The following is a 26,653-nucleotide window of genomic DNA, read 5'->3' on the forward strand; positions in this document are numbered from 1 at the left end:
GTCGTACTATCCAGGTGCTGCAGCGTCGTACGAAAAACAACCCGGTATTGATCGGTGAGCCCGGTGTAGGTAAGACCGCCATCATCGAAGGAATGGCACAACGGGTTGTGAACGGTGAGGTGCCCGAAGGACTGAAAGACAAGCGAATTCTTTCTCTGGATCTGGGTGCATTATTGGCCGGCGCGAAATTTCGGGGTGATTTTGAAGAGCGCTTGAAGGCGGTACTCAAAGAACTTTCGAAACAGGAAGGCCGCATCATCCTCTTTATTGACGAGCTGCACACCATGGTCGGTGCGGGTAAAGCCGAGGGAGCCATGGATGCCGGCAATATGCTGAAGCCCGCCCTGGCCCGCGGTGAGCTGCATTGCGTGGGCGCCACGACTCTGGATGAGTACCGTCAGTTTATCGAGAAGGATGCCGCCCTGGAGCGTCGTTTCCAGAAGGTCCTGGTGGATGAACCGAATGAAGAAGATACCATCGCCATTTTGCGTGGTTTGAAGGAGCGTTATGAGGTGCACCATGGTGTAGATATTACCGACTCTGCCATTGTCGCCGCTGCCAAGCTATCTCAGCGCTATATCACTGACCGCCAGTTACCGGATAAGGCCATTGACCTTGTGGATGAGGCGGCCAGTCGCATCCGTATGGAGATTGACTCCAAACCTGAGGAGATGGATCGATTGGAGCGACGCCTGATCCAACTCAAAATGGAACGGGAAGCCGTGAAGAAGGAGGAGGACGAGGCCTCGCGTAAGCGGCTGGAAAAAATCGAGAAAGATATTGAAGAGATTGGCAGGCAATATGCCGACCTCGAAGAAATATGGAAAGCTGAAAAAGCATCTCTTCAGGGCGCTGCCCAAATCAAGAGTGATCTGGAACAGGCGCGTATAGATATGGATGCGGCCCGTCGTGCCGGGGATCTCGCAAAAATGTCCGAGCTTCAGTACGGAAAAATACCTGAGCTGGAAAAGCAGCTAGCTTCTGCCGATGAGGTAGAGTCTAGGGAAACCCACCTGTTGCGCAATAAAGTGACTGAAGAGGAAATTGCTGAAGTCGTTTCCAAGTGGACGGGTATTCCGGTTTCAAAAATGCTGGAAGGCGAGCGTGAAAAATTACTGCGGATGGAAGATGTGCTCCATAAGCGGGTAATCGGCCAGCAAGAGGCAGTTGTGGCGGTTTCCAACGCCGTGCGTCGCAGCAGGGCGGGGCTGTCAGACCCCAACCGTCCCAATGGTTCATTCCTGTTTCTCGGGCCCACCGGGGTGGGTAAAACGGAGTTGTGCAAGACGTTGGCGGAGTTCCTGTTTGATAGTCAGGATGCCATGGTGCGCATCGATATGTCCGAGTTTATGGAAAAACATTCTGTGGCCCGACTGGTGGGAGCGCCTCCCGGTTATGTGGGCTACGAAGAAGGTGGTTACTTGACCGAAGCAGTTCGCCGCAGGCCCTATTCCGTGCTGTTGCTGGACGAGGTGGAAAAGGCCCATCCTGATGTTTTTAACATCCTACTGCAGGTATTGGATGATGGGCGTCTTACCGATGGTCAAGGCCGCACAGTTGACTTTCGCAATACGGTTGTCGTCATGACATCCAACCTTGGATCAGATCGCATACAGGCTGTGGTGGAAGATCGCTCCTTCGACACCATTAACTTTGATGGCGGTGAGACAGCTTTAGGCGATGACGATTCAACCACCAATGAAAACCGCTACCAGGCGATGAAAGATGCAGTGATGGAGGTTGTGACGGGTCATTTCCGTCCAGAATTTATCAACCGGATTGATGAAGTTGTTGTTTTTCATCCGTTGGGTAAAGGCCAGATCCGTGGCATTGCTGAGATTCAGCTGGGGATCTTGACGAAACGGTTGGCGGAGCAGGATTTGTCACTGGATCTCTCTGAAGAAGTGATGGACAAAATTTGTGAGGCTGGCTTTGACCCGGTTTATGGTGCGCGACCGCTGAAGAGAGCGATACAGCAGTTACTGGAAAATCCGCTGGCTCAGGAAGTGCTGGCTGGTCACTATGCTTCGGGAAATACCATCAGTGTCAAAATGTCCGGGGATGAGATTGTTTTTTCTGCTGAGTGATGGGCAAAAAAGGTGGAAGGGGGTACCTTCCACCTCTTTTGTTGCGTGCTAATTACTGACAGAATTCCTTGACCTGATCTCTGGATTTCTTCAGCCAATCCTGACGTTCTTCTTCGGTGAGGTAGCGTTGTTCACCTTTCTCCTCGTCGTCATAACGAATATGGGTTCGGTGGGTTAATGAATCCAGGTTCTTTTTTGCTTTTTCACAGTTTTCCGCTTTTCGGGCATTTTCTGCGGCTACAATTTCGGGAGATTTTGGCAAAGGCTGTTTTTCCTTTTGCTCTTCCTCTCCCTTTTCTTGTTCTTCGGAGTCGGCAGACATTTCTTCCTCGCCTTCTTCTGATAACTCTGAGTCAGACTTTTTTGATTTCAACTTGATTGTCTCAGGGGTACCTTCAAGCGGGGGAGTCTCAGAATAATGCCAGGAGCCATTTTCATCCTGCCATTTATAAATTTTTGCGGCATGTAGTGGCAGGCACAGGGCCAAGGCCAGGAGTGTTCCAATCAATTTGCTTGCAGTGCTCATATCCTTAAACCTTTTAAAGCTGTGAATCCCAGGGCACATTTTTTCCATCATAGCGGATTTAACCTCGCAATGTTGAGTACCTGCTTGCAAATAATAAGCAAATTTCAAAGGCCCAACATAGCTAACCACTTGACTGATAGAGAATAAATGAATACAGTCCGCTGCTCAGCAAGTACAGTCTATGTCCTTGCGCGCTGGGTCAGCCAGCTTGCCAAGTGAACGAAAACAGCGTTCGCCGGGCATCCAGACAGGACCGTTTACCCACGGGCCTGACGCACCGAATACCACGTTTATCGTCGGTCGCGTATTTGCACTCTGCATACCTGTGATGTCACAGCGGTTTTTGCTTTCGTTGATTGGCGAGCAACCCGGTGTTGTGTTTTTCGACATTTAGAGGATTTGCACAGTGGAACAACTGTCTGGTGGTGAAATCGTCGTTCGTGCGTTGAAGGATGCCGGCGTCAAGCATATCTGGGGTTATCCTGGCGGTGCAGCGCTGCATATCTACGATGCGCTATTCCAACAATCTGATGTACAACATCTACTGGTCCGTCACGAGCAGGCTGCTGTTCATGCGGCTGATGGCCATGCCCGTTCAACTGGTGAAGTGGGTGCTGTACTCGTGACCTCTGGGCCCGGAGCAACCAATGCCATTACTGGCATTGCCACGGCTTATATGGATTCCATCCCGATGGTGGTTATCTCAGGCCAGGTACCCTCTGCCAAAATCGGTGAGGATGCCTTTCAGGAGACCGATATGGTGGGCATCTCCCGTCCCATCGTAAAACACAGTTTCCTCGTCAAGGATCCCAGCGAAATAGCAGGGGTTATTGCAAAAGCCTTTTTTATTGCGAGTTCTGGTCGTCCCGGCCCCGTTGTCGTGGATATTCCCAAGGATATCACTGACCCCAATATCAAGGTCCCCTACGAATATCCTGACAAGATCAAGATCCGTTCCTATCAGCCCACGACCAAGGGCCATACAGGACAGATCAAACGCGCTGTGAAGACGTTGCTGGCTGCCAAGCGCCCGGTAATTTATAGCGGTGGTGGTGTGGTTTTGGGTGACGCATCCAGTCAGCTGACTGAACTGGCGAAAATGCTCAATGCGCCGGTGACCAATACCTTGATGGGTCTTGGTGCCTACCCAGGTTCAGATCGTCAGTTTCTGGGCATGCTCGGAATGCACGGCACCTTTGAGGCGAACACAGCGATGCACCATGCCGATGTGATTCTGGCAGTGGGTGCACGTTTTGATGACCGGGTCACCAATACCATCAGCAAATTCTGCCCGTCTGCCACCATTATTCATATTGATGTGGACCCTACCTCTATCGCCAAAACGGTGTCGGCGGATATTCCCATTGTTGGTGCCTGTGATGTGATCCTGCAGGAAATGATCGATCAACTGGAGCACAGCGGCAAAACCACTGACAAAGAAGCCATGGCAGAGTGGTGGAAGCAGATTAATGAGTGGCGTGATCGACACGGTCTATACACACAATCCCGTTATGAGCCCAGCAGCGGCAACCTGATCAAGCCGCAGGATGTCATTAAGGCCCTCTACAAGGTCACTGGAGGCGACGCCTTTGTAACCTCTGATGTGGGTCAGCATCAGATGTTTGCAGCCCAGTATTACCTGTTTGATAAGCCCCGTCGCTGGATTAATTCCGGAGGCCTGGGAACGATGGGTTTTGGTCTGCCTGCTGCCATGGGTGTTCAACTGGCACATCCCGAGGCGATGGTGGCTTGTGTCACCGGTGAAGGCAGTATCCAGATGTGTATTCAGGAACTGTCCACCTGTACCCAGTACGGCTTGCCGGTGAAAATCATCAACCTCAATAATCAGGCCTTGGGCATGGTGCGTCAGTGGCAGGATATGCAGTACAGCAGCCGCTACTCCTCCAGTCTGTACGAAGACTCTCTGCCGGATTTTATCAAGCTGGCAGAAGCCTACGGGCATGTAGGCATGAAAGTGACGCACTTCGATGATCTTGAAAGCAAGATGGCAGAGTGTTTTGCCTTGAAGGATCGCGTGGTGTTCATGGATATCTATGTGGACCGCTCAGAGCATGTCTATCCCATGCAGGTGGCGCCCAATGGTTCCATGCGCGATATGTGGCTGAGTAAAACGGAGCGTACCTGATGAGACGTATTATTTCGGTATTGATGGAAAACGAGCCAGGTGCTTTGTCCCGGGTATTGGGGCTGTTTTCCCAACGTGGTTACAACGTTGACAGCCTGACTGTGGCCCCCACAGAAGATCAGACCCTGTCACGCCTGACATTAACCACCCATGGCAACGACCACGTCATCGAACAGATTACCAAGCATCTGCATAAGTTGATCGACGTGGTAAAAGTAGTAGATCTCACGGAAGGCCCCCACATTGAGCGTGAGCTGATGCTCCTCAAGGTTAAGGCTCAGGGGGCGCAACGCGCTGAGATTAAACGGTGTGTGGACATCTTCCGTGGACAGATTATCGACGTGGGTGCCAGTGCTTATACGGTACAGATTGTCGGTAACAGTGATAAACTCGACGCCTTTAGTCAGGCCATCGGCGATGCAGACATTCTGGAAGTTGTCCGCAGCGGCGTATCCGGCCTGGCTCGGGGCGAGAAGTCATTGCACATTTAACAATTTTAGAGAGGGGTCGACCGCAGGTCTGCAGTCGGTACCGCATGGTTTAGTTTGACAAAAACACAGGTGAAACAAATGCAAGTTTATTACGATAAAGACTGCGATCTTTCCATTATCCAGGGCAAGAAAGTGGCCGTTATTGGCTATGGTTCCCAGGGCCACGCCCACGCGCTTAATCTGAAAGATTCCGGCGTCGATGTCACCGTGGGCCTGCGCCCCGGTTCAGCGTCAGCGGCAAAAGCAGAAAAAGCAGGTCTGGCAGTTAAAAGTGTGCCGGAAGCCGTCGCAGCAGCAGATCTGGTGATGATCCTGACTCCAGATGAGTTCCAGTCCCAGCTCTATAAAAACGAGATTGAACCGAACCTGAAACAGGGTGGCACTCTGGCTTTCGCCCACGGTTTTGCCATTCACTATAATCAGGTGGTGCCCCGTGCCGATCTGGACGTGATCATGATTGCACCGAAAGCTCCAGGCCACACCGTGCGCAGTGAATTCACCAAAGGTGGTGGTATTCCCGATCTGGTGGCTATTTTCCAGGATGCTTCCGGTAATGCCAAAAATGTCGCCTTGTCTTACGCCTGTGGCGTTGGCGGTGGTCGTACGGGCATTATTGAGACCACATTTAAAGACGAAACCGAAACTGACCTGTTTGGTGAGCAAGCTGTCCTCTGCGGTGGTTGTGTTGAGTTGGTAAAAGCCGGCTTTGAAACCCTGGTGGAAGCTGGATATGCCCCGGAAATGGCCTATTTCGAGTGTCTCCATGAGCTGAAACTCATTGTCGACCTGATGTACGAAGGCGGCATTGCCAACATGAACTACTCGATTTCCAACAACGCCGAGTACGGTGAATACGTCACTGGTCCAGAAGTGATCAACGATGAGTCACGTGCCGCCATGCGCAATGCACTGAAGCGCATCCAGAATGGTGAATATGCCAAGATGTTCATCTCCGAGGGCGCTACCAACTATCCGTCTATGACGGCTTACCGTCGCAATAATGCTGCACATCAAATTGAACAGGTGGGTGGCCGCCTGCGTGAAATGATGCCTTGGATTGCAGCCAACAAACTGGTTGATAAAGAGAAAAACTAGGTTGCTACGTTTGAGAAAAAACCGCGCCTCGGCGCGGTTTTTTTGTCATGGCCTTTGATGTTTAATGAGTGTTCAGCAAATCCATAGCGTTGGGTGAGGCAATTTCCGGGAAATCATCTATGACAGATCAAGACAATCAGTCCCCCCAGGAGGGTGGTGAAAAGTCGACAGCCAGTGCGGCTAGCCAGACCGCGGAGCGCACCCGTCACAAGGGTATCTACTTGTTGCCTAACCTGTTTACCACCGGTGCGCTGTTTGCCGGCTTCTATGCAATTCTGGCGGGCATGGATGGCAAGTTTGAAGCTGCTGCCATTGCCATTTTTGTGGCCATGATATTTGATGGGCTGGATGGTCGTGTGGCTCGCCTTACCAATACCTCCAGCGAATTTGGTGTGCAGTACGACAGCCTGTCTGACATGGTGTCATTTGGCATCGCTCCGGCAGTTGTAGCTTTTAGCTGGATACTCAACGAACTGGGACGAATCGGTTGGGCCGCCGCCTTTATTTATGCCTCCTGTGCGGCATTGCGCCTGGCGCGCTTCAATACCCAGGTTGATTCTGTGGACAGCCGTTATTTCGTCGGCATCGCCAGTCCGACGGCGGCGGCTCTTGTCGCCGGCCTAGTATGGAGTGGCTACGATGCAGAACCCAGCTCCCATTTGGCTGGGCTAGCAGCATTGATCACATCGCTTTCTGGTCTGCTGATGGTGAGTAATCTGCCTTATTACAGTTTTAAGGGGCTGGATTTGAAAGGGCGGGTGCCATTTGTGGTCTTGCTGGGCATTGCCATGGCCATAGTCATTATTACCATCGATCCGGCACGTATCCTGTTCTTCATGGCACTGACTTACGCCCTTTCCTCTCCGGCTGTGTGGCTGTGGAAAAAAATAAAATCCCGCGGACAAACGTCCACCTGAGGGATTTTTGGGCTGGGCGCCTAACAGAGAGGCAAAAGTCACCAACACGGTGGTTTGACTTTGTCCAGTCAGAACATCTTTACCAAGCTGGATTGCGGTAGTCCAAAGTGCTTTGTTATTTGGGTGTAATAACCGTGAATCCTGTTTGCAAATGATCCCTGCCGAAGGGAGAATTCGCGTACCTCATTATTGTCCGGCCCCCCACATATATAGAGTGAACTGGGGCGTACTAGTTGGAGCAGCAATCAATGGACAAGCAACACTTGGTTATTTTCGACACTACCTTGCGTGACGGCGAACAGAGCCCGGGCGCTTCCATGACCAAGGAAGAAAAACTCCGGGTGGCCAAAGCACTGGAAAAATTGCGGGTGGATGTGATTGAGGCGGGATTTGCCGTTTCCAGCCCTGGTGATTTTGAGGCGGTAAAATCCATTGCCGAAACGGTTAAGGATTCCACCGTGTGCAGCCTTGCCAGAACCACTCACCTGGACCTTGAGCGGGCTGCTGAAGCTCTGAAAAAGGCAAATTCCGGGCGTATTCACACATTTATCGCAACATCGCCCATCCACATGAAGTACAAGTTACAGATGACCCCTGATCAGGTGGTTGAGCAAGCGGTGTCCGCAGTGAAACTGGCGAGAAACATGATTGGTGATGTCGAGTTCTCCCTGGAAGATGCGAGCCGCTCTGAGTTTGACTTTATGTGCCGAATTATCGAGCAGGTGATTAACGCGGGGGCTGGCACCATCAACCTACCCGATACCGTGGGTTATGGTTTCCCTGAGGAATATGCCGAGACGGTTGGCAAATTGATTGAAACCATCCCTAATGCTGACAAGGCAATTTTTTCTGTACATTGCCACAACGACCTGGGGTTAGCTGTATCAAATTCTCTGGCGGCTGTGATGAAGGGTGCTCGCCAAGTGGAATGTACCATTAACGGACTGGGGGAGAGGGCCGGTAATGCCGCGTTGGAAGAAGTGGTGATGGCCGTGCGTACGCGCAAGGATATTTTTCCAGTTGAGACACGTATTGATACCACACAGATTGTTCCCACCTCCCGGCTGGTATCGAGCATTACCGGTTTTCCGGTTCAACCCAACAAGGCCATCGTGGGTGCCAATGCCTTTGCCCATGAATCCGGTATTCACCAGGACGGTGTGCTCAAGTTTAGAGAAACCTACGAGATCATGAGAGCCCAGGACGTGGGCTGGAGCACCAACAAAATAGTGTTGGGTAAACTCTCCGGACGGGCTGCATTTTCAGCGCGCCTCGAAGAGCTGGGTATTCAGTTCGAGAGCAAGGCCGACCTGAATGAGGCATTTGTACGCTTCAAGGAGCTGGCGGATAAAAAACGCGAGATTTACGACGAAGATCTGCAGGCATTGGTTTCTGAGATCCAGGTGGGCGAAACCACAGGCGAGCAAATTACTCTCGGCGATCTGGAGGTGATTTCGAAGACGGGGCAGGCTCCCCACGCCGAACTCACCCTGAACTTTAAAGGGGAGAATTACCGTTCCACTGCTGAGGGTGATGGGCCAGTAGACGCGGTGTTCAAGGCCATTGAAAAACTCACCAAAAGCGAAGCGGAATTAAAGTTGTACCTCGTCAATGCGGTGACTGAAGGCACAGACTCCCAAGGAGAGGTGACGGTTCGTCTGGAAAAAGGGGGGCGCATTGTCAATGGCCAGGGTGCGGATACCGATATTCTCGTCGCCAGTGCCAGGGCTTACCTGAATGCACTGAACCTGCTGGAAAGTCCGGACCGCCTTCATCCTCAGCTTGGCGGCGTGTAAAAGGTCACGGGGTATGTCGGCAAATCTGCGTGACTGGTATCTGGATACGCTGGGGGTGGTGCAATATCGCCCCAGGCAAGAGGGGGCAGTTGATATCCCCTTTCCTGTGGATATAGAGCCGCAGCTGGAGTCAAGGCCACAGTTGGTATCAAAGCCACAGGCAAGAACAGTCAATGCAGAGGACATTCCACCTGCTTGGGATGCCGCTCCGGAAACCAGCCCGGATAAAGTTGTCAGCAAAGAGAGCCCTCAAAAGGTAGAAGATTCTCCGGTTCAGTCAGATTCAGCCCAGCCAGTTGACCCTTTCCGCATAGCCTGCTGGCAGCAGGGTGATGACCTGCTGGTGATCCATGCGTTTCCTCCGGGTCATGTTCCCGTGCCGGAAGAAAGGAAGCTTTTGTTTAACCTGTTACGCGCCATAGATCGCCTGGTAACTGAAATGCCTGCTGCCGACTATATTGATTGGCCCCTGACTCCTGGTGAGCCTACCGATTTTCAGGGCGCAAAATCCATGCTCAGTGTTTTTCTGGATACAAGGATTCGCAAATGCGGCGTACTCCGGGTGCTGTTAATGGGAGAATTGCCTGCAAGGTTGTTGTTGCCATCTCAAGCTGTAGGGACCCAAGTCGATTTTCAAGCGGTGCTGGGTGAGATAGAGGATTTACCCGGAGGTGCCAGGACGATAGTGATTCCCAGCCTGCAGGATATGTTAACAACGGTCTCATCCAAGCAGGTTGCCTGGCGTGCCCTACAGAAACTATTGGTGCCCCGTGACTGAGACACAAACCGTCATCCGCCCCATGATGGTTGATGATCTGGATTCTGTGGCCAGCATTGAACAACAGGTCACGCCTCATCCCTGGAGCCGCAGACAGTTTCAGGACAGTCTGCAAAAACATCGATGCCTGAGCCTTACCCGGGATTCACAAGTGATTGGTTATGCCATTTATACGCTCGTCGTGGGTGAAGCTGAGATCCTCAATATTGCCGTTGCGGAGGAATGGCAGGGCAGAGGTTACGGCCGAATGTTAATGGATGAACTGATTCATTTACTGGGGGTGAAAGCGGAGCGTTTGTTCCTTGAAGTACGTGCCGACAATTTGCCAGCCCAGAGGCTTTATGAGGATGTCGGCCTCGTGGAAATCTGTGTACGCCGAAATTACTACCAAACCTCCTCAGGCCCTGCAGATGCCATTCTCATGGCCATGGACTTCTGCAATTTTCATTAGCGCTGTTTTGGTCGACGCTCTAACTGTCTAAAAGATAACAATTTGTTTGTGAACAGGTTCACAAACGTCCATCTGTTCACGCCTGAAATACGCCGTTTGTCGTTAAACTCCTTTTCCATGCGGTTTTCAAATGATCAGTTTTCTAGAATCAATGCATTAGAAATAATGCAATAGAAGCAGCAGGTATTGACTAATGGACACCACGGAAGAGTTAGCAGCACAGTCAACGCGTTTTGAGATTGCACAATTACTGCTGGAACGTTTACCCATTTGCATTGGGGTGACTGCGGGTTTCTGTTTGGTCCAGGCGTTCGCCTGGGTTAGCAATCTGTTCAGCTGGCACTTGATCGCCTGGTCAATTTTTTCTATCACTCTGCTTATCGGTAGTTGGTTATTGGTTCGCCGCTTGTCAGAAACCTACAAGTTTTTGGGTATGAATGTCAGGCTAGTTGAAGATATCAACAATCTGGCGGTGGTGTTATCCATTGCCATGGGGCTGATCTGGTCATCTGCGAGTGTCATACAGTTCTTTGCCCAGAGCTCTGACCATTGGCTGTACTTCTCAATTATTATTGGTGCGGCTGCCAGTAGCGGTATCCTGTTCAATTACAACATCAGGGCTTCGCTGATCTGTGTGGCCATGGTCTTGCTGCCCTGCACCATACAGGTTTACCTGTCTGGCCACGAAAGCGGTCTGTACTTTACGGCCTTTAATCTTATTTACATGGCCACCTTGTATTTGGTCATGATCCAGCTGCATCAATTGCTGGAATAAAACGTCTCGTTGCGTATGAACAGTGAAGAGTCTGCACGCAAGCGGGCTGAATTGAGCTATCTGTTTGAGCAACATTGGCAAAATGCGCCTTTGGCGGCAGTGCAGTGGGACAAGAACCAGCGCATTATCGATTGGAATCCCAGTGCAGAAAGACTGTTTGGCTATTCCAAACAGGAAGTTATTGGAAAGCAATCAGACTTTTTTGTCCCAGCTAGCTCCAGGGAGAAGTCTAACTCCATGTGGCATGCCTTGATGCGCAAAAACAGTGACGGCAACCTCAGTATTCATGAGGTTCTGGACAAGAGTGGTGCAGTTAAAATTTGTGAGTGGCACAACACACCGTTATTGAAAGAAGGCAAGCTGATAGGTGTTGCATCGTTTATTGAAGACATTACGTCTCAGGTGGCGGCTAAAGAAACTATCCAGCGGCAGGCAACCGTAGACACGCTGACCTCATTGCCAAACCGTCGCCGCATGGTGGAAGAACTGGATTGTGCTATCTCGCGCTCTCAACGACACAAACAATTTGGCGCGGTCATTTTCCTCGACCTGGATCACTTCAAGGACATAAACGATACCCAAGGTCACCATGTAGGTGATCTTGTATTGCAGTATTTTGCTGAGCTGCTGCGCAAGGCTGTTCGCACTGAAGACGTAGTGGCACGTTTTGGTGGTGATGAATTTGTAATCTTGATTCAGGACCTGGGAGAAAAACCTCAGGAGGCCCGTGCCAAGGTACTGACTATCGCCGACAAGATTATGGAAATGGGGAAAACCGCCTGTAAACAGGAAGGCCTGGAATACGAAATTGAGGTCAGTGATGGCATTGTCATGTTCCGGGGCAACCACTACAGCTCGAATGACCTGCTGAAGCAGGCTGACATCGCCATGTACAAAGTGAAAAACTATGGGCGCAAGGGTTTCAGCTTCTACGATGACTCCATGGCGGTCGAGGCTGAATATCGAGTCACCATGATGCGTGAGCTGCGTCAGGGCATTGAAAATGGTGAGTTTGAGTTGCATTTTCAGCCGTTGTTAAACACAGCAGGCAATCTCGTCTTTGCCGAATCCCTGTTGCGCTGGAAGCAGCCTTCACAACGAATCGTGCCTGCTGGGGAGTTTATCGATTTCATGTCCTCATTGCCTATGATGACAGAGGTCGGTGTCTGGGTGTTCGATTCGGTGTGTGCACAAATTCAAACGTGGAAAAATGAGGGTCACTGGCGTTCTGACTGCGCTATTTTCGTCAATATCAGCCCGAAACAGTTTGAAGATGAGCAGTTTGCCCGGCAGGTAAAAGAGACCATCAAAAAATATGATATTAACCCCCAACAACTTGTCCTGGAAATTACCGAGGAAAGCCTGATCAATAACCTTGATCGTGTTCATGGGCAACTCATGGAATTGATTGATTTCGGTTTGCGCATTGCACTGGATGATTTTGGAACAGGTTATTCCTCGTTGGCCATGTTGCAGAAACTGCCGGTACAGTTTGTGAAGCTCGACCGAGAATTTATCAACGATCTGAGCTCATCTAAAGATACCTATTCCATCGTCAAGGCGGTTATCAAGCTGTGTCATATTCTGTCCCTGGAAGTGATTGCAGAGGGTGTGGAGACGGAGGAACAGCACACGATCCTGAAGCAACTGGGGTGTAATTACTTTCAGGGGTATTACTTTGACAAACCCATGGAAGTAGCTGCCTTCACTCAGTTGATTAATAAGTCAGAATCTGCTGAAGAGTGTGAAAAATCGCCACATCTGAAAGTGGTCATCTGAGTATTTTTCCCGGTACAACCTCAACATTAGACAGGGTATAGTTAGGCCAATTGTCCCGGGGGTTATCCGTGGTAAAAATTCCAGTTGGTATCAGTGCCTGTCTGATGGGTGATGAGGTCCGCCATAACGGTGGACACAAGCGAGATGCCTATATCAATGGCACGCTGTCGTCTTTTTTTTCCTTTCACCATTTCTGTCCTGAAGTTGGTATTGGCCTGGGTGTGCCCAGGCCCGCCATTAGGTTGCTGGCGACAGATCGAGGTATTCGGGCGGTGGGCAGTCGGGACTCGGGCCTTGATGTGACAGATCAACTGGTCGGATACAGTCGGCAGCAATTTCCCCTGATTGAACAATGTTCTGGCATGATTGTGAAAAGAGCTTCCCCCAGTTGCGGTATGGAGCGGGTCAAGGTCTACAACGACAAGAATATGCCGCACCCCGAGGGGAGCGGTGTGTTCGCTGCGGCCATTATGGAAAAATTTCCCCTCTTGCCCATGGAGGAGGAAGGCAGACTGGGCGACCCGGGATTGCGAGAAAATTTTGTGCAGCGGGTTTTCATCTATCACCGTTGGCGAACGGAATACGCCAACGAACTGACAGTAAAAAAGCTGACCGAGTTTCATGCCCGGCATAAATTGATTTACATGAGCCACGATCAAAACCGTTCCCGTGAATTGGGGCGAATTGCTGCTTCCGCCCGCAATGATAATCTCGAACAGGTGGCTGCTGAATATATTGCCCTTGCGATGGCTACCCTGAAAAAAGTCGCGAGCCGCAAGAATCACGTCAATGTATTGCAACATATTCAGGGTTATCTAAAGAAACAGCTGGATGCTGATGATAAGCAGGAGCTGGTAGAGGTATTTGAGAGGTATCGTTTAGGAGAAATCCCGCTTATCGTGCCGATTACCTTGCTTAGGCACCATTTTCGAAAAGTGCCGGACGACTATATCGACCAATCCTGGTATATGAATCCCTACCCGGAAGAACTCAAATTGCGCAATCTGGTATAAACGTTGAAGAGTACAGAGAAAAATAAAAGAAACATTCCGGTATTACTCATCGTTCTGGATATGATCGGGGCAGTATTCGCTGCCATGGGCATTCTGGGCTTGATGGGAGAGGGTGCTCTGGAAGATTACCTGCTGTTGGCCGGTGGCATCTTGCTGATGACACCACTGGTACTACATATTTTAAACCGGGTGCGCAGCCGCTAGGGCTGCAGCACTAAAATAGGAATCATCTACATGGAATTTGAGCTTGCGACCTGGCACTGGTTGGTGCTGGGGATCCTTCTTGTGATTATGGAAATCTTCATTCCCAGTTTCACCGTTCTGTGGTTTGGTCTGGGTGCGTTGGTGGTCGGAGTGACGCTGTGGCCCTTGCCCGAGTTGCCTCTGGCGGCGCAATTACTTATCTGGATTGTCGCTTCTTGCCTGTTCGCAATTCTGTGGTTCAAGTATTTCAAGCCACGCATGATCGATAAAACCACGGCGGGTATTGCCCGGGAAGCGGCTGTGGGCGAGTCGGGACAGGTCATTAAAGTGCCCGCCGGAGAAAGACGTGGTGTGGTGCGCTTCGCCATTCCTATCCTGAGTGCTGATGAATGGGAATTTATCTGTGAACAGGATGTTGCTGTGGGCGATCGTGTGTTTATCAAAGAGTTTTCGGGAAATACTCTGATCGTCGTTAAGCTGGATTAACAGCCGCTGAAATACCTTTCCGCGGTAGCTAGGTACGAATTAAATTAAGTCCCTTGAAAGGAGATCAAAATGGAAGGGTCTATTGTTCTTTTTGCATTACTTTTGTTGGTGGTTATCACAATTGCTCTGGGTGTCAGGATCGTCTCCCAGGGTAGCAAGCACGTGGTTCAAAGGTTGGGTAAGTACCATAAAACCCTGCCGCCAGGTCTGAACATCATCATTCCTTATGTCGATACAGTGGCCTACAAGGTGTCCACCAAGGACATTGTTCTCGATATCCCATCACAAGAGGTTATCACCAGGGATAACGTGGTGATCATTGCTAACGCCGTGGCCTACATCAACATTGTGTCCCCCGAAAAGGCGGTTTATGGGGTAGAGGACTATGAGCTGGCCATTCGCAATCTCGTCCAGACATCTCTGCGTTCCATCGTTGGCGAGATGGACCTGGATGATGCCCTGTCTTCCCGTGATCAGATCAAGAGTAAACTAAAAACCTCCATATCTGACGATATTGCCGACTGGGGTATCACCCTGAAAACTGTAGAAATTCAGGATATCAATCCCTCCGGCACCATGCAGCAAGCTATGGAAGAGCAGGCCGCTGCAGAGCGTCAGCGGCGGGCAACGGTCACCCGCGCAGATGGTGAGAAAACCGCGGCTATTCTGGAAGCGGAAGGGCGCCTTGAGGCATCACGACGGGATGCGGAAGCCAAGGTTGTGTTGGCTACAGCTACCAAAGAGGCGATTGAGAAAGTGACCGCCGGTATCCAGGATAAAGAATTACCAGCGGTATATCTGCTCGGCGAGAAGTACGTTGAAGCCATGCGCGGAATTGCCGAGTCTGAAAACGCCAAGATGGTGGTGTTGCCCGCAGATATTCCCGCCGCTGTCCGCGGTCTGATGGGTGCCCAAAAATAACCAATTCAGGTCAACCGGTTGCGCTGTAGCACGTTATATTGGTTGTGTGGCCAAACAAATGGTATTTCCATGTTGAAGATTACCCCTTTGCTCGTCGCAGTGATGTTGCTGGCCGCTTGCAGCCATTACGGCGCATCCTCAGGAGCTGACAGCAGTGGCATCATCATTGATCGTCAGGGCGTGGATATGTCTAGGTATTACAGCGATCTCAATGAGTGTCAGGGCTATGCGTCCGAAGTGCGTGTGGCCGAGCGCACGGCTACTTCGACTGCCGGGGGCGCAGTGGTAGGTGGTATTATCGGAGCCGTGGTCGGGGACAGTGATACCGCCAAGCGCGGTGCGGGTGTTGGTGCGGTCACTGGAGCCATCAAAGGCGTTTCATCGGGTTCTCGGGAACGTGAACGGGTGGTGAAAAATTGTCTCCGTGGTCGCGGCTACCGGGTACTTAATTGACTCTTGGAGATCTGTTAGTCCATTAATAGTAGTGGGAAAGGTAGCTGTTCCAGCAGCTCAAACCACTGTCTTTCCGTCAGGTTCGTCAGCAGGTCCTTTGGCATTAATACCAGTGATGCAGAATTGAGTCTCAGGGCACGGAGTTGTTCGGGACGTGTGGATGATACAGCCTGAAAATGCCACCGTACGTCCTCTATTGACAGTTTCCCAGTGATCTCTGCGGGTAGAGGCGTCTCACTGACACTAGTGATGTCGGACACCATGCCGTTGGCCGCCAGCAGTCGTGCTACTTCCAGCATGCGCTCGAAAATACCGGAATTCTCGTAGATCAGTACCAGTTGCCTTAGCTGTAGGGTTACCTGCTTTCTAGTTAGGCTTTTGCGGCTACGACCGGGGAGAAAAACATCGCATCCCTGAATAGACAGGGACTGTATGGCAACTTTTCCACTTTCCACAGCAAAGGTGCATTCTAGTTTGTCCCGAGCGCTCAGTTCCTCCAGCAGGTGGCGGGCCTGGGCACTGGCAAGCCGGTTGATGCGTAGCAATTCTTCAGGATCCAGTATTCGCTCTTCAGCTGATAGGTAATTAATCTCGGTAGAAAATGGCAGCCCTGCCGCTGACATCAACTGGCTGTCTTCAATGTAAAGGCCTGACAGGGTGGCATCCAGTCGACGGGCGATGCTGACCAAGGTTGACAGCCCGGCATCCGTGGCACTGTGCATGTCCAGTGCGATCAGAATATGACGCCTGGCGCTACTCATCACCGTCTTCGTCCCCCTTGTCGTGGGCCGCATATTTTTTCGCAGCAGCTATCCACGCCTCAACCTTAGCGGCCACCCGACCATTCACTGATTCTGCCGGGTATTGGCTCAGGGTGTTTTGCACACCGGCATCGAGCCCGGTGAGCAATGACAGTGCTTCATCAATTGTCGAGATGGCATAAATATGGAAGCGACCCTCTGTGACGGCATCAATGACACGTCTGTCCAGCATCAGGTGCTGGGTGTTGGCGGAGGGCATAACAACTCCCTGGCTACCTGTAAGACCGCGGGCCTGACAGATGTCGAAGAAGCCTTCAATTTTCTGGTTGATACCCCCGATGGCCTGTACCTGCCCATGCTGGTTGATCGAGCCGGTGACAGCCAGCTCCTGCCGGATCGGTATATCGGCGATGGCTGACAGCAATACGGTAATTTCCGCGACAGAGGCGCTGTCTCCCTCAACCCCGCCGTATGACTGCTCAAACACCAGACTGGCAGAGATGGGTAAAGGTCGGTCTCTGGCAAAACGGCTGGCAATAAAGGCTGACAAAATCAGTACGGCCTTGGAGTGAATGTTGCCGCCGAGTTTGACCTCCCGCTCAATATCCACCACCTTGCCACTGCCTAGGCGTGCCTGGGCGGTTATCCGCGTTGGCTGACCAAAGGCATACCCCCCCAACAGGAAGACCGAGAGGCCATTAATCTGGGCCACCCGGGTGCCACTGGTGGCAACCAGCTGGATATCCCGCAGGATACTTTCGTGGATACGCTCCCGGAACTGGTCCATGCGTCGAGTGGCTGCATCGACGGCCTGTTGCAGGTGCTCGGCAGAAATGTGCTCAGCACCCGCCACACCCGCGTAATAATCGCTTTCACACAGTAGGTCTGTGAGTCTGTTCAGGTGCAGCGGTAGTTTTTCAGCATCTTCAAGCATTCGCGATCCCTGTTCGATCACCCGTGCCACAGCAGCGGTATCCAGGGGGCGTAGGGATTTTTTATGTTGTAGTGCAGCGATCAGCCTGGCGTATCCCAGAGTATTTTCTGCGTTGCGTGGTAGGTCTTCCGAGAGGTCCGCCGGTACCTTAAACAACAGGTTAAAATCTGGGTCATAGGCCTGTAGCAGGTAGTAAATCATGCGGTCGCCCAACAGGATAACTTTCAGGTCCAGGGGCACCGGTTGCGGTTCCAGAGACTTGGTGCTGACCAGGCTCAGTAGTTGGTCAATGGATTCAATGCGTATTTCCCGGGACTGCAACGCCCGTTTCAGCGAGTCCCAGGCAAAGGGGTTGGTGAGTACCTTGACGGCGTCCAGCAGCAGGTAACCGCCGTTGGCACGGTGCAGGGCGCCATTGCGGATCAGGGTGAAGTCGGTGGTCAGTGTGCCGAACTGAGCCTCATGCTCCACCCGTCCCATAAGGTTGTTGAGGGAGGGGTTGTCCTCATAGACGATTGGCGGGCTACAGCTGTCACTGTTATCCACCAGTACATTAACCTTGTACATGGGAAATTCATGCACCCGAGCCTTGAGGTCTTCCGGCATGCTGGATTGGCCTTCTTCCTCCCGAAACTCATCGGCATTTTCAATGACATTCTGTTTTACCTCGCTGAGGAAGCTGACCACTTCCGCATGCTCGCCATAGCGGTTTTCCAGCTCCCGGAAAATCTGATTGACGGCATTCTGGACAATATTCTGGTTGAGTTTTTTCATGCGCTCGCGCCCCTCCTTCATCCAGAGGGGCATTTGCAGGACGACTTCCTTGAGTTCTTCCTTGAGCTCGTTGATTTTGTCTTCGATGGCTTTTTGCTCATCTTCGCTGAGGGCTTCAAACTCTTTCGGGGTGATGATCTCTTCGTTTGCCAGCGGTGCCAGGGTGTAGCCAGTGGGGGTCTGCATCAGGGCAATATCCATCTGCTTGGCCTTGTCCCGCAGGGCTGCAAAAGCTTTCTGCTCGCGATCGCTGTATTCCTCCGAGATCTCGTTGAGGCGTGCCTTGTACTCGGCACTTTGAAAAACCCCGGGAATGGTGACCAGCAGATCCTCGACACATTGCTCCATGTCTTTCTTGAGGCAGGAGGCAATGCCGCAGGGCAGCTTCAGCACTTTCGGCTGTTGGGGGGCACTGAAATTATTGATGTAGCACCAGTCATTGGGGCGGGGGCCTTCGGTAACCTGTTGTTGCAGAAAATCCCTGAGCATTTCATGTTTGCCCATGCCAGAGGAACCCATCACGTAAATGTTGTAACCCTCGTGGCTGATGCCAAGGCCGAAACGCAGTGCCTCCAAGGCTCGATCCTGGCCAAAGTAATTGTCCAGGTGTTCCAGCTCAGTGGTGTCTTTGAAGGGCAGTGTGGCCGGATCACAGCGTCGGTAGAGATGCTCAGCGGGTAGTGCCTGGATGGATTCTTTTTCTGTCACGCTCTGCTCACTTATAGGTATTCTGGTAAATGGTTGCGAATATCCTCGTTTGAGGCCTTGACCAGCTTTAGGTCGAATTCTCCTTGCAGGGCCGCTTTGACATTTTTGTTGAGGTGTTTGTGCAATGCTCCCAGCATTTGCGAAGGCGCTACCAGGTAGAGTTTTCGAAAGTGATCCTGTTCCCGACCCAACGCCAACAGGTCACTGAGCTCCCTGGCAAAAGTGTCCCGCTCCTGCTCTTTGATCGCTGATTTTTCCGCGACGCCGTGACTCCCTGATGGATTGCTGCCGCTCTGTCTTCCCGGCTGATCGCTGACCAGTTCAGAGACCTTGAGGCGGCTTTCACCATGGAGCATGCTTTTCACTTCCACCAGCGGTTCTTTGGAACCGGCGGTATTAAAGATACGTGCCCTTGAGGCGTCGGCAACCAGTACCCAGGTCATCACGATTTCTCCTATTGAGTACGAGTAATTGTGGTGGGTTTATTGCTTAAGCATAGTGTTGATCCGCACGATTGGCACGGGAGGGTAGAAGGAATTTTTAAAGGTTTTGGTGGTAGAGGATCGGGGTGGTTAATGCCTGACCGGTCGTTTTTGAAGTTTGCGCTGTAGGGTGCGGCGGTGCATGCCGAGACTGCGTGCTGTGGCGGAGATATTGCCGTCGTTCTCGGCCAGCACACGCTGGATATGTTCCCATTCCAGTCGTTCAACCGACGGTGGTGTTTCATTAATGGGTATTTCTGGGTTTGGCTGTGTGCCCTCGAATGCTGCCAGGATGTCGTCTACAGATGCGGGCTTGCAGAGGTAATTGCTGGCACCCATTTTGATGGCTTCTACGGCAGTGGAAATACTCGAGTAACCGGTCAGGATGAGCACTTCGATAGCTGGATTCAGGGTCTTCAGTTCCGGAAGCAGGTTAAGGCCAGATTCGCCGTCCAGTTTCAGATCTACCACCGCCTTGTCAGGTTGATTTTCACGGCAAAGGGCAAGGGCTTCCTCGCCAGTGTTAGCGGTAAAAACCCGGTAGCCACGCCGTGTCATAGCTCGGGTCAGGATACTGGCAAAGGTCGCATCATCGTCGACAATCAGCAGGGTTGGTTGAGTCATGGTAAGTCCAGGTTTCAGGACTGTGATGTTAGCGGCAGAATCACCCGGGTGACAGTGCCGCCGCCATCGCCGGGGCTGATACTGACATTACCGCCATAGCGGTCGAGGGTGGCCCGGGAGAGGAAAAGCCCCAGTCCCATGCCATCCGGCTTGCTGGAATTAAAGGGTTTACCCAGTTTTTCCTTTAGCGATGGTTCAATACCTGCGCCAAAGTCACGGATACATAACTCCAGAGCCTGGTCATCCCAACCTGCCTCGACTTCGACGCGCTCCGGGCTTACATCGGCTGCATTGTTCAGCAGGCTGGTGAGGGATTGAGCGATGGTGGGGTGGAACCGTGCTGTCTGTTCCGACAGCTCATCCGCGTAACGGATATGTGCCTGTACTCGGGGCCGCATAACCTGCCAGCGTTCAAACAGCTTGTCCAGGTAAGTCCGCAGAGAGATCGCTTGCTGGGTTTCACCGCCCCCTTCCGCTGTGGCAACAAGCGCCTTCAGGGTTGTTCGGCACTGCGCCAGTTGCTGTTGCAGGATAACCAGATCCTCGCGATGGGAGGAGGGCTCTTCGAGCATTTCATCCACTAGAATTTTCATGGTGTTTAACGGGGTGCCCAGCTCGTGGGCAGTCCCTGCCGCCAGGGAGCCTATGGCCAGTACCTGTTCGTCACGCAGCTGGTCTTCCCTTCTTAGGGCCAGCTGTTCTTCCTGATATCGCAGCGTGTTGGCCATACGGGTGACAAAGTAGGTAATCAGAGCTGCACTGACGGCAAAATTGCACCACATGCCGAGGATGTGCAGGTTTACGCTATCGCCGTGATGGTGGCTGGGCGCCAACGCCGGGATAGGTAGGTAGTTATTGAGTAGCCAGCTATAGGCCGCGAGGGACAGCAGAGTCACGCTCCAGGTGTAGCGCAGTGGCAGGGTGGTGGCGGCAATACTGATGGGTACCAGGTAGTAGGACACAAAGGGGTTTGACGCACCTCCACTGAAAAACAGCAAGGCTGTGAAAAAGGCGATGTCCACTAGCAGGTGACAGAAAAATTCCAGTTCGGTAATGGCCGGGTAGCGGAAGGTTCGCCACCAGGTTGTGGCAATCACCAGAGCGTAGAGGGCGAGAATGGCGCCCAGTACCAACACCGGCAGGCCGATATCCTGTATTTGGCTGAAAAAAAGGAGGGCCAGAAGCTGGCCCCCAAGAGCGATGTTTCGAATGATACTCAGCTGACGCAGATTGTGGCGTGCGGCTGAGTGGAGAGAGCTATCGATCCTGGTCATGGCTCGATATTAACAGATGCTTTACTCACCAGTGCAGGGTTGCTGCCAGGTAAATGTTGCGGCCCGGACCGGTCAGTCGATCACCGACGGCAATGTCACTGTCGGCATTGCGGTTGTAGCCGGCGAGGTGGTCCTGGTAGCGGTTGTCAAACAGGTTTTCGACGCCGCCGGAGAATGTCAGCTGCCGCGTCAGGCGGTAACTGCCGGCCAGATTAATAATGCCGTAACCGGAGGTTTTTTCTTCCGCATTGAAGTCGGATACCTTGTTCTGTTTGGCGTAGAGCACGGACTCCAGCGACAACATTACCGCGTGCTGTTCATAGATCAGAGCCAGCCGGTTGTTGAGGGGTGCAACCCGGTAGAGATCGTCACTTTCATCGCGACGTTTGCCGCGCACGTAACTGAGATTGCCTTCCAGGCGCAGGGTCTCGGTGAGAGTATAGCCATAGCCCATGTCCGCGCCGTACATCTTCGCATCGACATTGTCGAACATCAGTGCAGCCTGTCCGCTCATCATGGTACTCAGCATGTTGGCTGTGGCATTGGTGGACGGTACACCTTGAATGTAATCGTCAATGCGGCGGTAGAACACTTGAGGTGTTACCCAGGCCGCCCCATTTTGCCAGTCAAAACCCAGGGTGATTTCGTGGGCGGTTTCTTCATCCAGATCCAGGTTGCCGATATAGTTGCGACCATCGGCCAGTCCTCCGGTGGCGGCCAGTGGCAACCACAGGTAGCGTTCCTGGTAGGATGGGGCGCGATTCTTGCGACCGAGACCCATGTTAAGGGTGGTGGTTTCATTCAGCGGACGGCTCAGGTTCAGGGCCAGGTCCAGGTAGGTGAAGTCTTCGTCCAGATCGCCGTTGTTGAACGCGGTGGCCAGCATATTGGCATTCATTGCCATCATACCCATCATGCCACTGGCGCCGACGGACTCACTGTCCATTTTTACACGGTTGATCCGTGCACCGGTCTGCACATGCCATTCCCCAATGTCACCTTCCCACTCTGTGAAAATGCCGTAGGTGTCACGTTCAGCATCATTAAAGTTGGCCACTTCAAACATGGCATTGTTGGGGTTGGTGATGGTGGCGGTATGGACAGTCTCGTTGCCGTCGCTGCCGACCGTCAGGAAGCCGTTGGCCATAGGCCAGCGGGCTTGCAGTGACCAGGCGGTGTTGTGTGCACTGGCATTGTTAGCGCGGTAGCTCATCAATGATGCGGGGGCAGTGCGCTGGGAAAAGTTGTCCATCAGGTGATCGACATGGTTGTAGGACAGGTGTCCACTGAGCACCATTTCACCGATGGTGGTGCTGACGTTGGTGCCCACAGTGTCTCCATCGATATAGTTGATATCCATGGGCAGTGACGGGGTGCCGGTGTCCCGGGTGTCCAGCTCGCCAGTGTAGATTTCGATACGACTGCTTTCATTCTGCCAGCCGTAGCTGATGTCATAGCGACCGCGACGGTACTGGGTGCCGCCGATTTCGTCATCACTGTCGATACGGGTTTCATTGCCTTCGTCGTGGCTGTAAAGCGCTGAAAGTTTGTGATGCTGGTTGGTCAGAGTGGATTTCAGCGCACTGCTTGAACCATCGCTGTTGTCGTTGAAGCGACTGGAGAGCGCGCCTGAGAATTCGAACTCGTCACTGCTGCCAAACTCCCCGCGATCCAGAGTGGCAGTCATATGTCCGCCAAGACTTTCCTGGGCGGCACTGACCGGAGCGATGCCGCGATCCACTTTCAGGGATTTCAGCAGGAGCGGTGGTGTGTAGGTCAACGGCGCGTCCATAGCATTCGGGCCGCCGGTGAGGGTTGGCGCGTGGTCGATATGGATGCTGACACGATCGCCGTAGAGGCCACGGTATTGGGCGATGCCGGTGATGGGACCATTACTGTTGACGTTGGCGCCGGGTACCCGTTTCAGCAGTGCCGAGGTGTCCACCACCGGGATGTTTGCGGGCTCAATCTCCAACGGTAGTTTGTTGGTACTCTGCTCCCCGGTGACATGGATCTCTTCGGGGGTGGCGTGGTCTGCCAGTAGTGGCATCGGTAGCGCTGTCAGCAGTAACGTGGCTACAGCAGTGGTCGAGCGGCGAATATCGCGCTTCACAGGCCAAGTCTCCATGGTCAGGTTCAAGTGGCCGGCATGATAAGGGTGATGCGGCGTTTTGGGGATGTGACAAATTGTCGCACTTGGCCGCAGCGGATGAACCCCGGTCTGAATCAGGCCGGGCCGGGGAGGGGGTGAAGATTAACGAAGCAGCAGTAAAGGTATGTTTGAGTTGATTAACATGCGCTGGGTGAGACTGCCGAACAGCAGTTCCCGCAGGCGGCTCTGGCCGAAAGCCCCCATGACCATTAGCTCAATGTCGTGTTGATGGTAGTAGCTCTCCAGTTGCTCCTGTACATCGCCTTTCAGTTCGGCGCAGGTGGTTTGTAATCCGGCCTGTTTCAGAATGGCAGCACCTTCCTGAAGTTGCTCCGACTCTCTTTCCCCCTGGCCCACATGCACCAGATGGCATTCCAGACCCCGGTAAAGTGGGCTGAGACTGACCATGTCGAGCGCTTTGCGGGAGACTTCGCCACCGTCGTAGGCAATCATGATGCGCTCTGGAGGCTGTTCGAAGGGACGGTTAACCACCAGTACAGGCCTGTGCAGGGAGCGAATCAGCGACTCCAGTTTGGCGCCCACCTGGTTTTCCCGGTTTTCGTGTCCCTCGCCTCGAATGCCAACCACCAGCACCCGAATTTCCTCTTCCATTTCGACGAGGGTCTCCTCGAGGCTGCCGTGGCGTTGCAGGCTTTCTGGTTGCGGACAGCCACTTTCAAGCGCCCGCTGACTGGCCTCCTGTAGCATGGCCTTGCCCTGTTCCAGCAGGATGCGGCTACGCCGTTCCTCCATGCTGGTGAGTTCTTCCAGGAGTTCTTCCCGGCTGCCCAGACCGATACTGCCGCTGAGATCCATCAGCGGAGGGGTGTCCCGGTGTTCGATGTTGTGCAGCAACTTCAGGGGTGCCTGCAGCTTGATCGCAACCCAGGCGGCGTAATCCGTCACCGCTGCGCTGTAGGTGGAGCCATCGATTCCGGCCAGGATAGTGCTTCGCTGTGTTGTGCTCATCAGTGTTCTCCCAGTACGCGGTCAATGTCTTCAGGTTTGTCGTGATGGCCAAAACGGTCCACGATAGTGGTGCTGGCCTCATTCATGCCAACTACCTCCACCGCGGCACCCTCGCGGCGAAATTTGATAACCACTTTATCCAGCGCTGCCACGGCGGAAATATCCCAGAAATGTGCGCGGCTCAGATCAATTACGACCCTGTCGAGGGCTTCCTTAAAGTCAAACTGGGCGCTGAATTTATCCGCGGAATTGAAAAAGACCTGTCCCACCACCCGGTATGTGCGCAGATTGTCAGTTGCCTCCAGCTCCGAGGTCACGTACATAAAATGGCTGACCTTGTTGGCAAAAAACAGTGAAGCCAGTAACAACCCGATAAACACACCGTAGGCGAGATTGTGGGTGGAGACAACCACCGCCACCGTCGCCATCATGACCAGGTTGCTGGACAGGGGGTGCTTTTTCAGATCGACAATGGACTGCCAGCTGAACGTGCCGATAGACACCATAATCATGACGGCCACCAGCGCCGCCATGGGAATCTGCGATATCCACGGGCCAAGAAATACCACCATGATAATCAGGAATACCCCGGCGACCAGAGTGGAGAGCCGCCCCCGGCCGCCTGATTTCACATTGATCACCGACTGGCCGATCATGGCGCAGCCGGCCATGCCCCCCAGCATCCCGGCGCCGATATTGGCGATGCCTTGGCCCTTGCACTCCCGGTTCTTGTCGCTGGGGGTGTCGGTGAGGTCATCGACAATAGTGGCTGTCATCATTGATTCCAGCAGGCCGACCACAGCCAGGGAAATCGAGTAGGGGAAAATAATTTTCAGGGTTTCCAGGTTCAGCGGCACATCCGGCCACAGAAACAGCGGCAGGGTGTCCGGCAGCTCCCCCATATCGCCCACCGTGCGGATATCCAGACCAATTACCATGGCGACCAAGGTAAGCGAAACAATGCACACCAGCGGCGAGGGAATGGATTTGCCTACCACCGGCAGATAGGGGAACAGGTAGATGATGCCCAGGCCTGTGGCGGTCATGGCGTAGACATGCCAGGTGACATTGGTCAGCTCGGGTAACTGGGCCATAAAGATCAGAATGGCCAGGGCATTCACAAACCCGGTCACCACCGAGCGGGATACAAAACTCATGAGGTTGCCGAGCTTGAGAAAGCCGGCAATGATCTGCAATACCCCGGTCAGCAGGGTGGCTGCCAGCAGGTACTGTAGGCCGTGTTCGCGTACCAGTGTCACCATCAGCAGCGCCATGGCGCCGGTGGCGGCGGAAATCATCCCCGGCCTGCCGCCGACAATGGCGGTGATCACGGCAATACAGAATGAGGCATACAGCCCCACCTTGGGATCGACACCGGCAATAATCGAAAAGGCGATGGCTTCAGGAATCAGGGCCAGGGCGACAACGGTGCCCGCCAGTACATCAGCACGGATATTGCCCAGCCATTGCTGCCGGGTAGTGTAGAGGGACATAAACATTCCAGTTTTTTTGGGTGACTTGGCGCCACCAGGCGGTAATGGTGCTGTTGGTGGCTGACAAATGCTATGGGCCAATCGCGGCCGCCCGGAGATATAGGGTTTGTCAGCGGATGGTTGCAGTGCCGGTTGCGGCGGGACCCACCGGGTCAGGTGGCGTCGATGCAGGGCAGGTAAAACAAGTCATCGGATCGTACAGCATTCACGAGCGCCGCATTATAGCCGCTGAGGGGGGAGAGACAATGGCACACCGGGATTCTGTGCAGAGCCGTTTGGTTGAAAAGATCGCACAGAACCATGTATAGCGTGGTGGCCATCGGCTACAATGCGCGGCTCTCGATACCCACATCTGCAACAGACACATACCCATGAGCCGCAAGTTCCAGAATCGACGCACCTTTGCGATTATCAGTCACCCCGATGCGGGTAAGACCACCATCACTGAAAAGCTGTTGCTATTCGGCAACCTGATTCAGGTGGCGGGTACCGTGAAGGGCAAGAAAAGTGACCGTCACGCTACCTCTGACTGGATGCAGATGGAGAAGGAGCGGGGCATCTCGG

Annotated in this window: 25 protein-coding genes; 16 read left to right on the top strand and 9 right to left on the bottom strand. The window is 52.9% G+C overall.

Annotated elements, in window-relative coordinates; genetic code table 11:
• Window positions 1–2,087, top strand: a 2,087-nt coding sequence (locus tag ACYZYZ_RS02320; protein ID WP_461483107.1) for an AAA family ATPase, incomplete at its 5' end; no start/stop codon positions are given.
• Window positions 2,088–2,139: 52 nt separating this feature from the next.
• Here the strand turns inward: ACYZYZ_RS02320 and ACYZYZ_RS02325 are convergent.
• Complete coding sequence (locus tag ACYZYZ_RS02325; RefSeq protein WP_461483108.1) at window positions 2,140–2,721, bottom strand: DUF4124 domain-containing protein; 582 nt, start codon at window positions 2,719–2,721, stop codon at window positions 2,140–2,142.
• A gap of 298 nt (window positions 2,722–3,019) precedes the next feature.
• Here ACYZYZ_RS02325 and ACYZYZ_RS02330 point away from each other — a divergent pair, with 298 nt between their 5' ends.
• The 14 genes from ACYZYZ_RS02330 (at window position 3,020) to ACYZYZ_RS02395 (ending at window position 15,918) form a co-directional block, all read left to right on the top strand.
• A complete protein-coding gene (locus ACYZYZ_RS02330) occupies window positions 3,020–4,759 on the top strand; it encodes an acetolactate synthase 3 large subunit (RefSeq protein WP_305170718.1) in 1,740 nt (579 codons plus the stop codon).
• Window positions 4,759–5,250, top strand: a complete 492-nt coding sequence (gene ilvN / locus ACYZYZ_RS02335; RefSeq protein ID WP_461483109.1) for an acetolactate synthase small subunit — start codon at window positions 4,759–4,761, stop codon at window positions 5,248–5,250. Before ACYZYZ_RS02330 ends, ilvN begins: the two co-directional genes overlap by 1 nt.
• A gap of 69 nt (window positions 5,251–5,319) precedes the next feature.
• The gene (ilvC, locus tag ACYZYZ_RS02340; protein WP_305170778.1) at window positions 5,320–6,345 is read left to right on the top strand and encodes a ketol-acid reductoisomerase; all 1,026 of its coding nucleotides are present in this window, start codon (window positions 5,320–5,322) and stop codon (window positions 6,343–6,345) included.
• Window positions 6,346–6,464: 119 nt separating this feature from the next.
• Window positions 6,465–7,262: a CDP-diacylglycerol--serine O-phosphatidyltransferase gene (gene pssA / locus ACYZYZ_RS02345; RefSeq protein WP_461483110.1), complete on the top strand. Its 798-nt coding sequence runs from the start codon at window positions 6,465–6,467 to the stop codon at window positions 7,260–7,262.
• Between the two features lie 248 nt (window positions 7,263–7,510).
• On the top strand, window positions 7,511–9,058 hold the full coding sequence (locus ACYZYZ_RS02350) for a 2-isopropylmalate synthase (protein WP_305170723.1): 1,548 nt from the start codon (window positions 7,511–7,513) through the stop codon (window positions 9,056–9,058).
• A gap of 13 nt (window positions 9,059–9,071) precedes the next feature.
• A complete protein-coding gene (locus tag ACYZYZ_RS02355; RefSeq protein WP_461483111.1) occupies window positions 9,072–9,836 on the top strand; it encodes a hypothetical protein in 765 nt (254 codons plus the stop codon).
• Window positions 9,829–10,287, top strand: a complete 459-nt coding sequence (gene rimI, locus ACYZYZ_RS02360; protein WP_461483112.1) for a ribosomal protein S18-alanine N-acetyltransferase — start codon at window positions 9,829–9,831, stop codon at window positions 10,285–10,287. Before ACYZYZ_RS02355 ends, rimI begins: the two co-directional genes overlap by 8 nt.
• A gap of 193 nt (window positions 10,288–10,480) precedes the next feature.
• Window positions 10,481–11,062, top strand: coding sequence for a hypothetical protein (locus tag ACYZYZ_RS02365; protein ID WP_461483113.1), 582 nt, complete (start codon window positions 10,481–10,483; stop codon window positions 11,060–11,062).
• A 15-nt stretch (window positions 11,063–11,077) separates the two neighbouring features.
• Window positions 11,078–12,841: a sensor domain-containing protein gene (locus ACYZYZ_RS02370; RefSeq protein ID WP_461483122.1), complete on the top strand. Its 1,764-nt coding sequence runs from the start codon at window positions 11,078–11,080 to the stop codon at window positions 12,839–12,841.
• 68 nt (window positions 12,842–12,909) lie between these two features.
• Complete coding sequence (locus ACYZYZ_RS02375) at window positions 12,910–13,854, top strand: YbgA family protein (protein WP_461483114.1); 945 nt, start codon at window positions 12,910–12,912, stop codon at window positions 13,852–13,854.
• 3 nt (window positions 13,855–13,857) lie between these two features.
• Window positions 13,858–14,058, top strand: coding sequence for a hypothetical protein (locus tag ACYZYZ_RS02380; protein ID WP_305170734.1), 201 nt, complete (start codon window positions 13,858–13,860; stop codon window positions 14,056–14,058).
• A gap of 30 nt (window positions 14,059–14,088) precedes the next feature.
• A complete protein-coding gene (locus ACYZYZ_RS02385) occupies window positions 14,089–14,544 on the top strand; it encodes an NfeD family protein (protein WP_305170736.1) in 456 nt (151 codons plus the stop codon).
• 69 nt (window positions 14,545–14,613) lie between these two features.
• Window positions 14,614–15,465: an SPFH domain-containing protein gene (locus tag ACYZYZ_RS02390; protein ID WP_305170738.1), complete on the top strand. Its 852-nt coding sequence runs from the start codon at window positions 14,614–14,616 to the stop codon at window positions 15,463–15,465.
• Window positions 15,466–15,534: 69 nt separating this feature from the next.
• The gene (locus tag ACYZYZ_RS02395) at window positions 15,535–15,918 is read left to right on the top strand and encodes a YMGG-like glycine zipper-containing protein (RefSeq protein ID WP_305170740.1); all 384 of its coding nucleotides are present in this window, start codon (window positions 15,535–15,537) and stop codon (window positions 15,916–15,918) included.
• Window positions 15,919–15,932: 14 nt separating this feature from the next.
• Here ACYZYZ_RS02395 and ACYZYZ_RS02400 read toward each other — a convergent pair whose 3' ends face one another.
• From ACYZYZ_RS02400 to ACYZYZ_RS02435, 8 genes are all read right to left on the bottom strand, one after another.
• Window positions 15,933–16,679 (bottom strand): hypothetical protein, encoded by a 747-nt coding sequence (locus ACYZYZ_RS02400; RefSeq protein WP_461483115.1) that lies wholly within the window; start codon window positions 16,677–16,679, stop codon window positions 15,933–15,935.
• Entirely contained in the window at window positions 16,672–19,095 is a 2,424-nt protein-coding gene (locus tag ACYZYZ_RS02405) for a Lon protease family protein (RefSeq protein ID WP_305170744.1), read from the bottom strand. Before ACYZYZ_RS02405 ends, ACYZYZ_RS02400 begins: the two co-directional genes overlap by 8 nt.
• Window positions 19,096–19,106: 11 nt before the next feature.
• On the bottom strand, window positions 19,107–19,538 hold the full coding sequence (locus ACYZYZ_RS02410) for a host attachment protein (protein WP_461483116.1): 432 nt from the start codon (window positions 19,536–19,538) through the stop codon (window positions 19,107–19,109).
• A 129-nt stretch (window positions 19,539–19,667) separates the two neighbouring features.
• Window positions 19,668–20,201 carry a response regulator transcription factor gene (locus tag ACYZYZ_RS02415; RefSeq protein ID WP_305170748.1) on the bottom strand — a complete coding sequence of 178 codons (534 nt, stop codon included), beginning with the start codon at window positions 20,199–20,201 and terminating at the stop codon, window positions 19,668–19,670.
• Window positions 20,202–20,215: 14 nt separating this feature from the next.
• Window positions 20,216–21,475 (bottom strand): ATP-binding protein, encoded by a 1,260-nt coding sequence (locus ACYZYZ_RS02420; RefSeq protein WP_461483117.1) that lies wholly within the window; start codon window positions 21,473–21,475, stop codon window positions 20,216–20,218.
• 25 nt (window positions 21,476–21,500) lie between these two features.
• Window positions 21,501–23,603: a TonB-dependent receptor domain-containing protein gene (locus ACYZYZ_RS02425; protein ID WP_461483118.1), complete on the bottom strand. Its 2,103-nt coding sequence runs from the start codon at window positions 23,601–23,603 to the stop codon at window positions 21,501–21,503.
• A gap of 126 nt (window positions 23,604–23,729) precedes the next feature.
• Entirely contained in the window at window positions 23,730–24,596 is an 867-nt protein-coding gene (locus tag ACYZYZ_RS02430) for a universal stress protein (protein ID WP_461483119.1), read from the bottom strand.
• Window positions 24,596–26,089 carry a SulP family inorganic anion transporter gene (locus tag ACYZYZ_RS02435; RefSeq protein ID WP_461483120.1) on the bottom strand — a complete coding sequence of 498 codons (1,494 nt, stop codon included), beginning with the start codon at window positions 26,087–26,089 and terminating at the stop codon, window positions 24,596–24,598. The genes ACYZYZ_RS02430 and ACYZYZ_RS02435 overlap by 1 nt, the downstream gene beginning before the upstream one ends.
• A gap of 371 nt (window positions 26,090–26,460) precedes the next feature.
• Between ACYZYZ_RS02435 and ACYZYZ_RS02440 the strand changes: the two genes are divergently transcribed.
• Window positions 26,461–26,653, top strand: a 193-nt coding sequence (locus tag ACYZYZ_RS02440) for a GTP-binding protein (protein WP_461483121.1), incomplete at its 3' end; no start/stop codon positions are given.

Source organism: Porticoccus sp. (assembly GCA_023261185.1).
GTDB lineage: Bacteria > Pseudomonadota > Gammaproteobacteria > Pseudomonadales > Porticoccaceae > Porticoccus > Porticoccus litoralis.

Bases quoted from the DNA above. Each gene is read 5' to 3' on its own strand.
- ilvN (WP_461483109.1), top strand. From the start codon at position 4,759: ATGAGACGTATTATTTCGGTATTGATGGAAAACGAGCCAGGTGCTTTG.
- pssA (WP_461483110.1), top strand. From the start codon at position 6,465: ATGACAGATCAAGACAATCAGTCCCCCCAGGAGGGTGGTGAAAAGTCG.
- ACYZYZ_RS02350 (WP_305170723.1), top strand. From the start codon at position 7,511: ATGGACAAGCAACACTTGGTTATTTTCGACACTACCTTGCGTGACGGC.
- ACYZYZ_RS02355 (WP_461483111.1), top strand. From the start codon at position 9,072: ATGTCGGCAAATCTGCGTGACTGGTATCTGGATACGCTGGGGGTGGTG.
- ACYZYZ_RS02365 (WP_461483113.1), top strand. From the start codon at position 10,481: ATGGACACCACGGAAGAGTTAGCAGCACAGTCAACGCGTTTTGAGATT.
- ACYZYZ_RS02370 (WP_461483122.1), top strand. From the start codon at position 11,078: ATGAACAGTGAAGAGTCTGCACGCAAGCGGGCTGAATTGAGCTATCTG.
- ACYZYZ_RS02385 (WP_305170736.1), top strand. From the start codon at position 14,089: ATGGAATTTGAGCTTGCGACCTGGCACTGGTTGGTGCTGGGGATCCTT.
- ACYZYZ_RS02390 (WP_305170738.1), top strand. From the start codon at position 14,614: ATGGAAGGGTCTATTGTTCTTTTTGCATTACTTTTGTTGGTGGTTATC.
- ACYZYZ_RS02395 (WP_305170740.1), top strand. From the start codon at position 15,535: ATGTTGAAGATTACCCCTTTGCTCGTCGCAGTGATGTTGCTGGCCGCT.
- ACYZYZ_RS02400 (WP_461483115.1), bottom strand. From the start codon at position 16,679: ATGAGTAGCGCCAGGCGTCATATTCTGATCGCACTGGACATGCACAGT.
- ACYZYZ_RS02410 (WP_461483116.1), bottom strand. From the start codon at position 19,538: ATGACCTGGGTACTGGTTGCCGACGCCTCAAGGGCACGTATCTTTAAT.
- ACYZYZ_RS02415 (WP_305170748.1), bottom strand. From the start codon at position 20,201: ATGACTCAACCAACCCTGCTGATTGTCGACGATGATGCGACCTTTGCC.
- ACYZYZ_RS02420 (WP_461483117.1), bottom strand. From the start codon at position 21,475: ATGACCAGGATCGATAGCTCTCTCCACTCAGCCGCACGCCACAATCTG.
- ACYZYZ_RS02425 (WP_461483118.1), bottom strand. From the start codon at position 23,603: ATGGAGACTTGGCCTGTGAAGCGCGATATTCGCCGCTCGACCACTGCT.
- ACYZYZ_RS02430 (WP_461483119.1), bottom strand. From the start codon at position 24,596: ATGAGCACAACACAGCGAAGCACTATCCTGGCCGGAATCGATGGCTCC.
- ACYZYZ_RS02435 (WP_461483120.1), bottom strand. From the start codon at position 26,089: ATGTCCCTCTACACTACCCGGCAGCAATGGCTGGGCAATATCCGTGCT.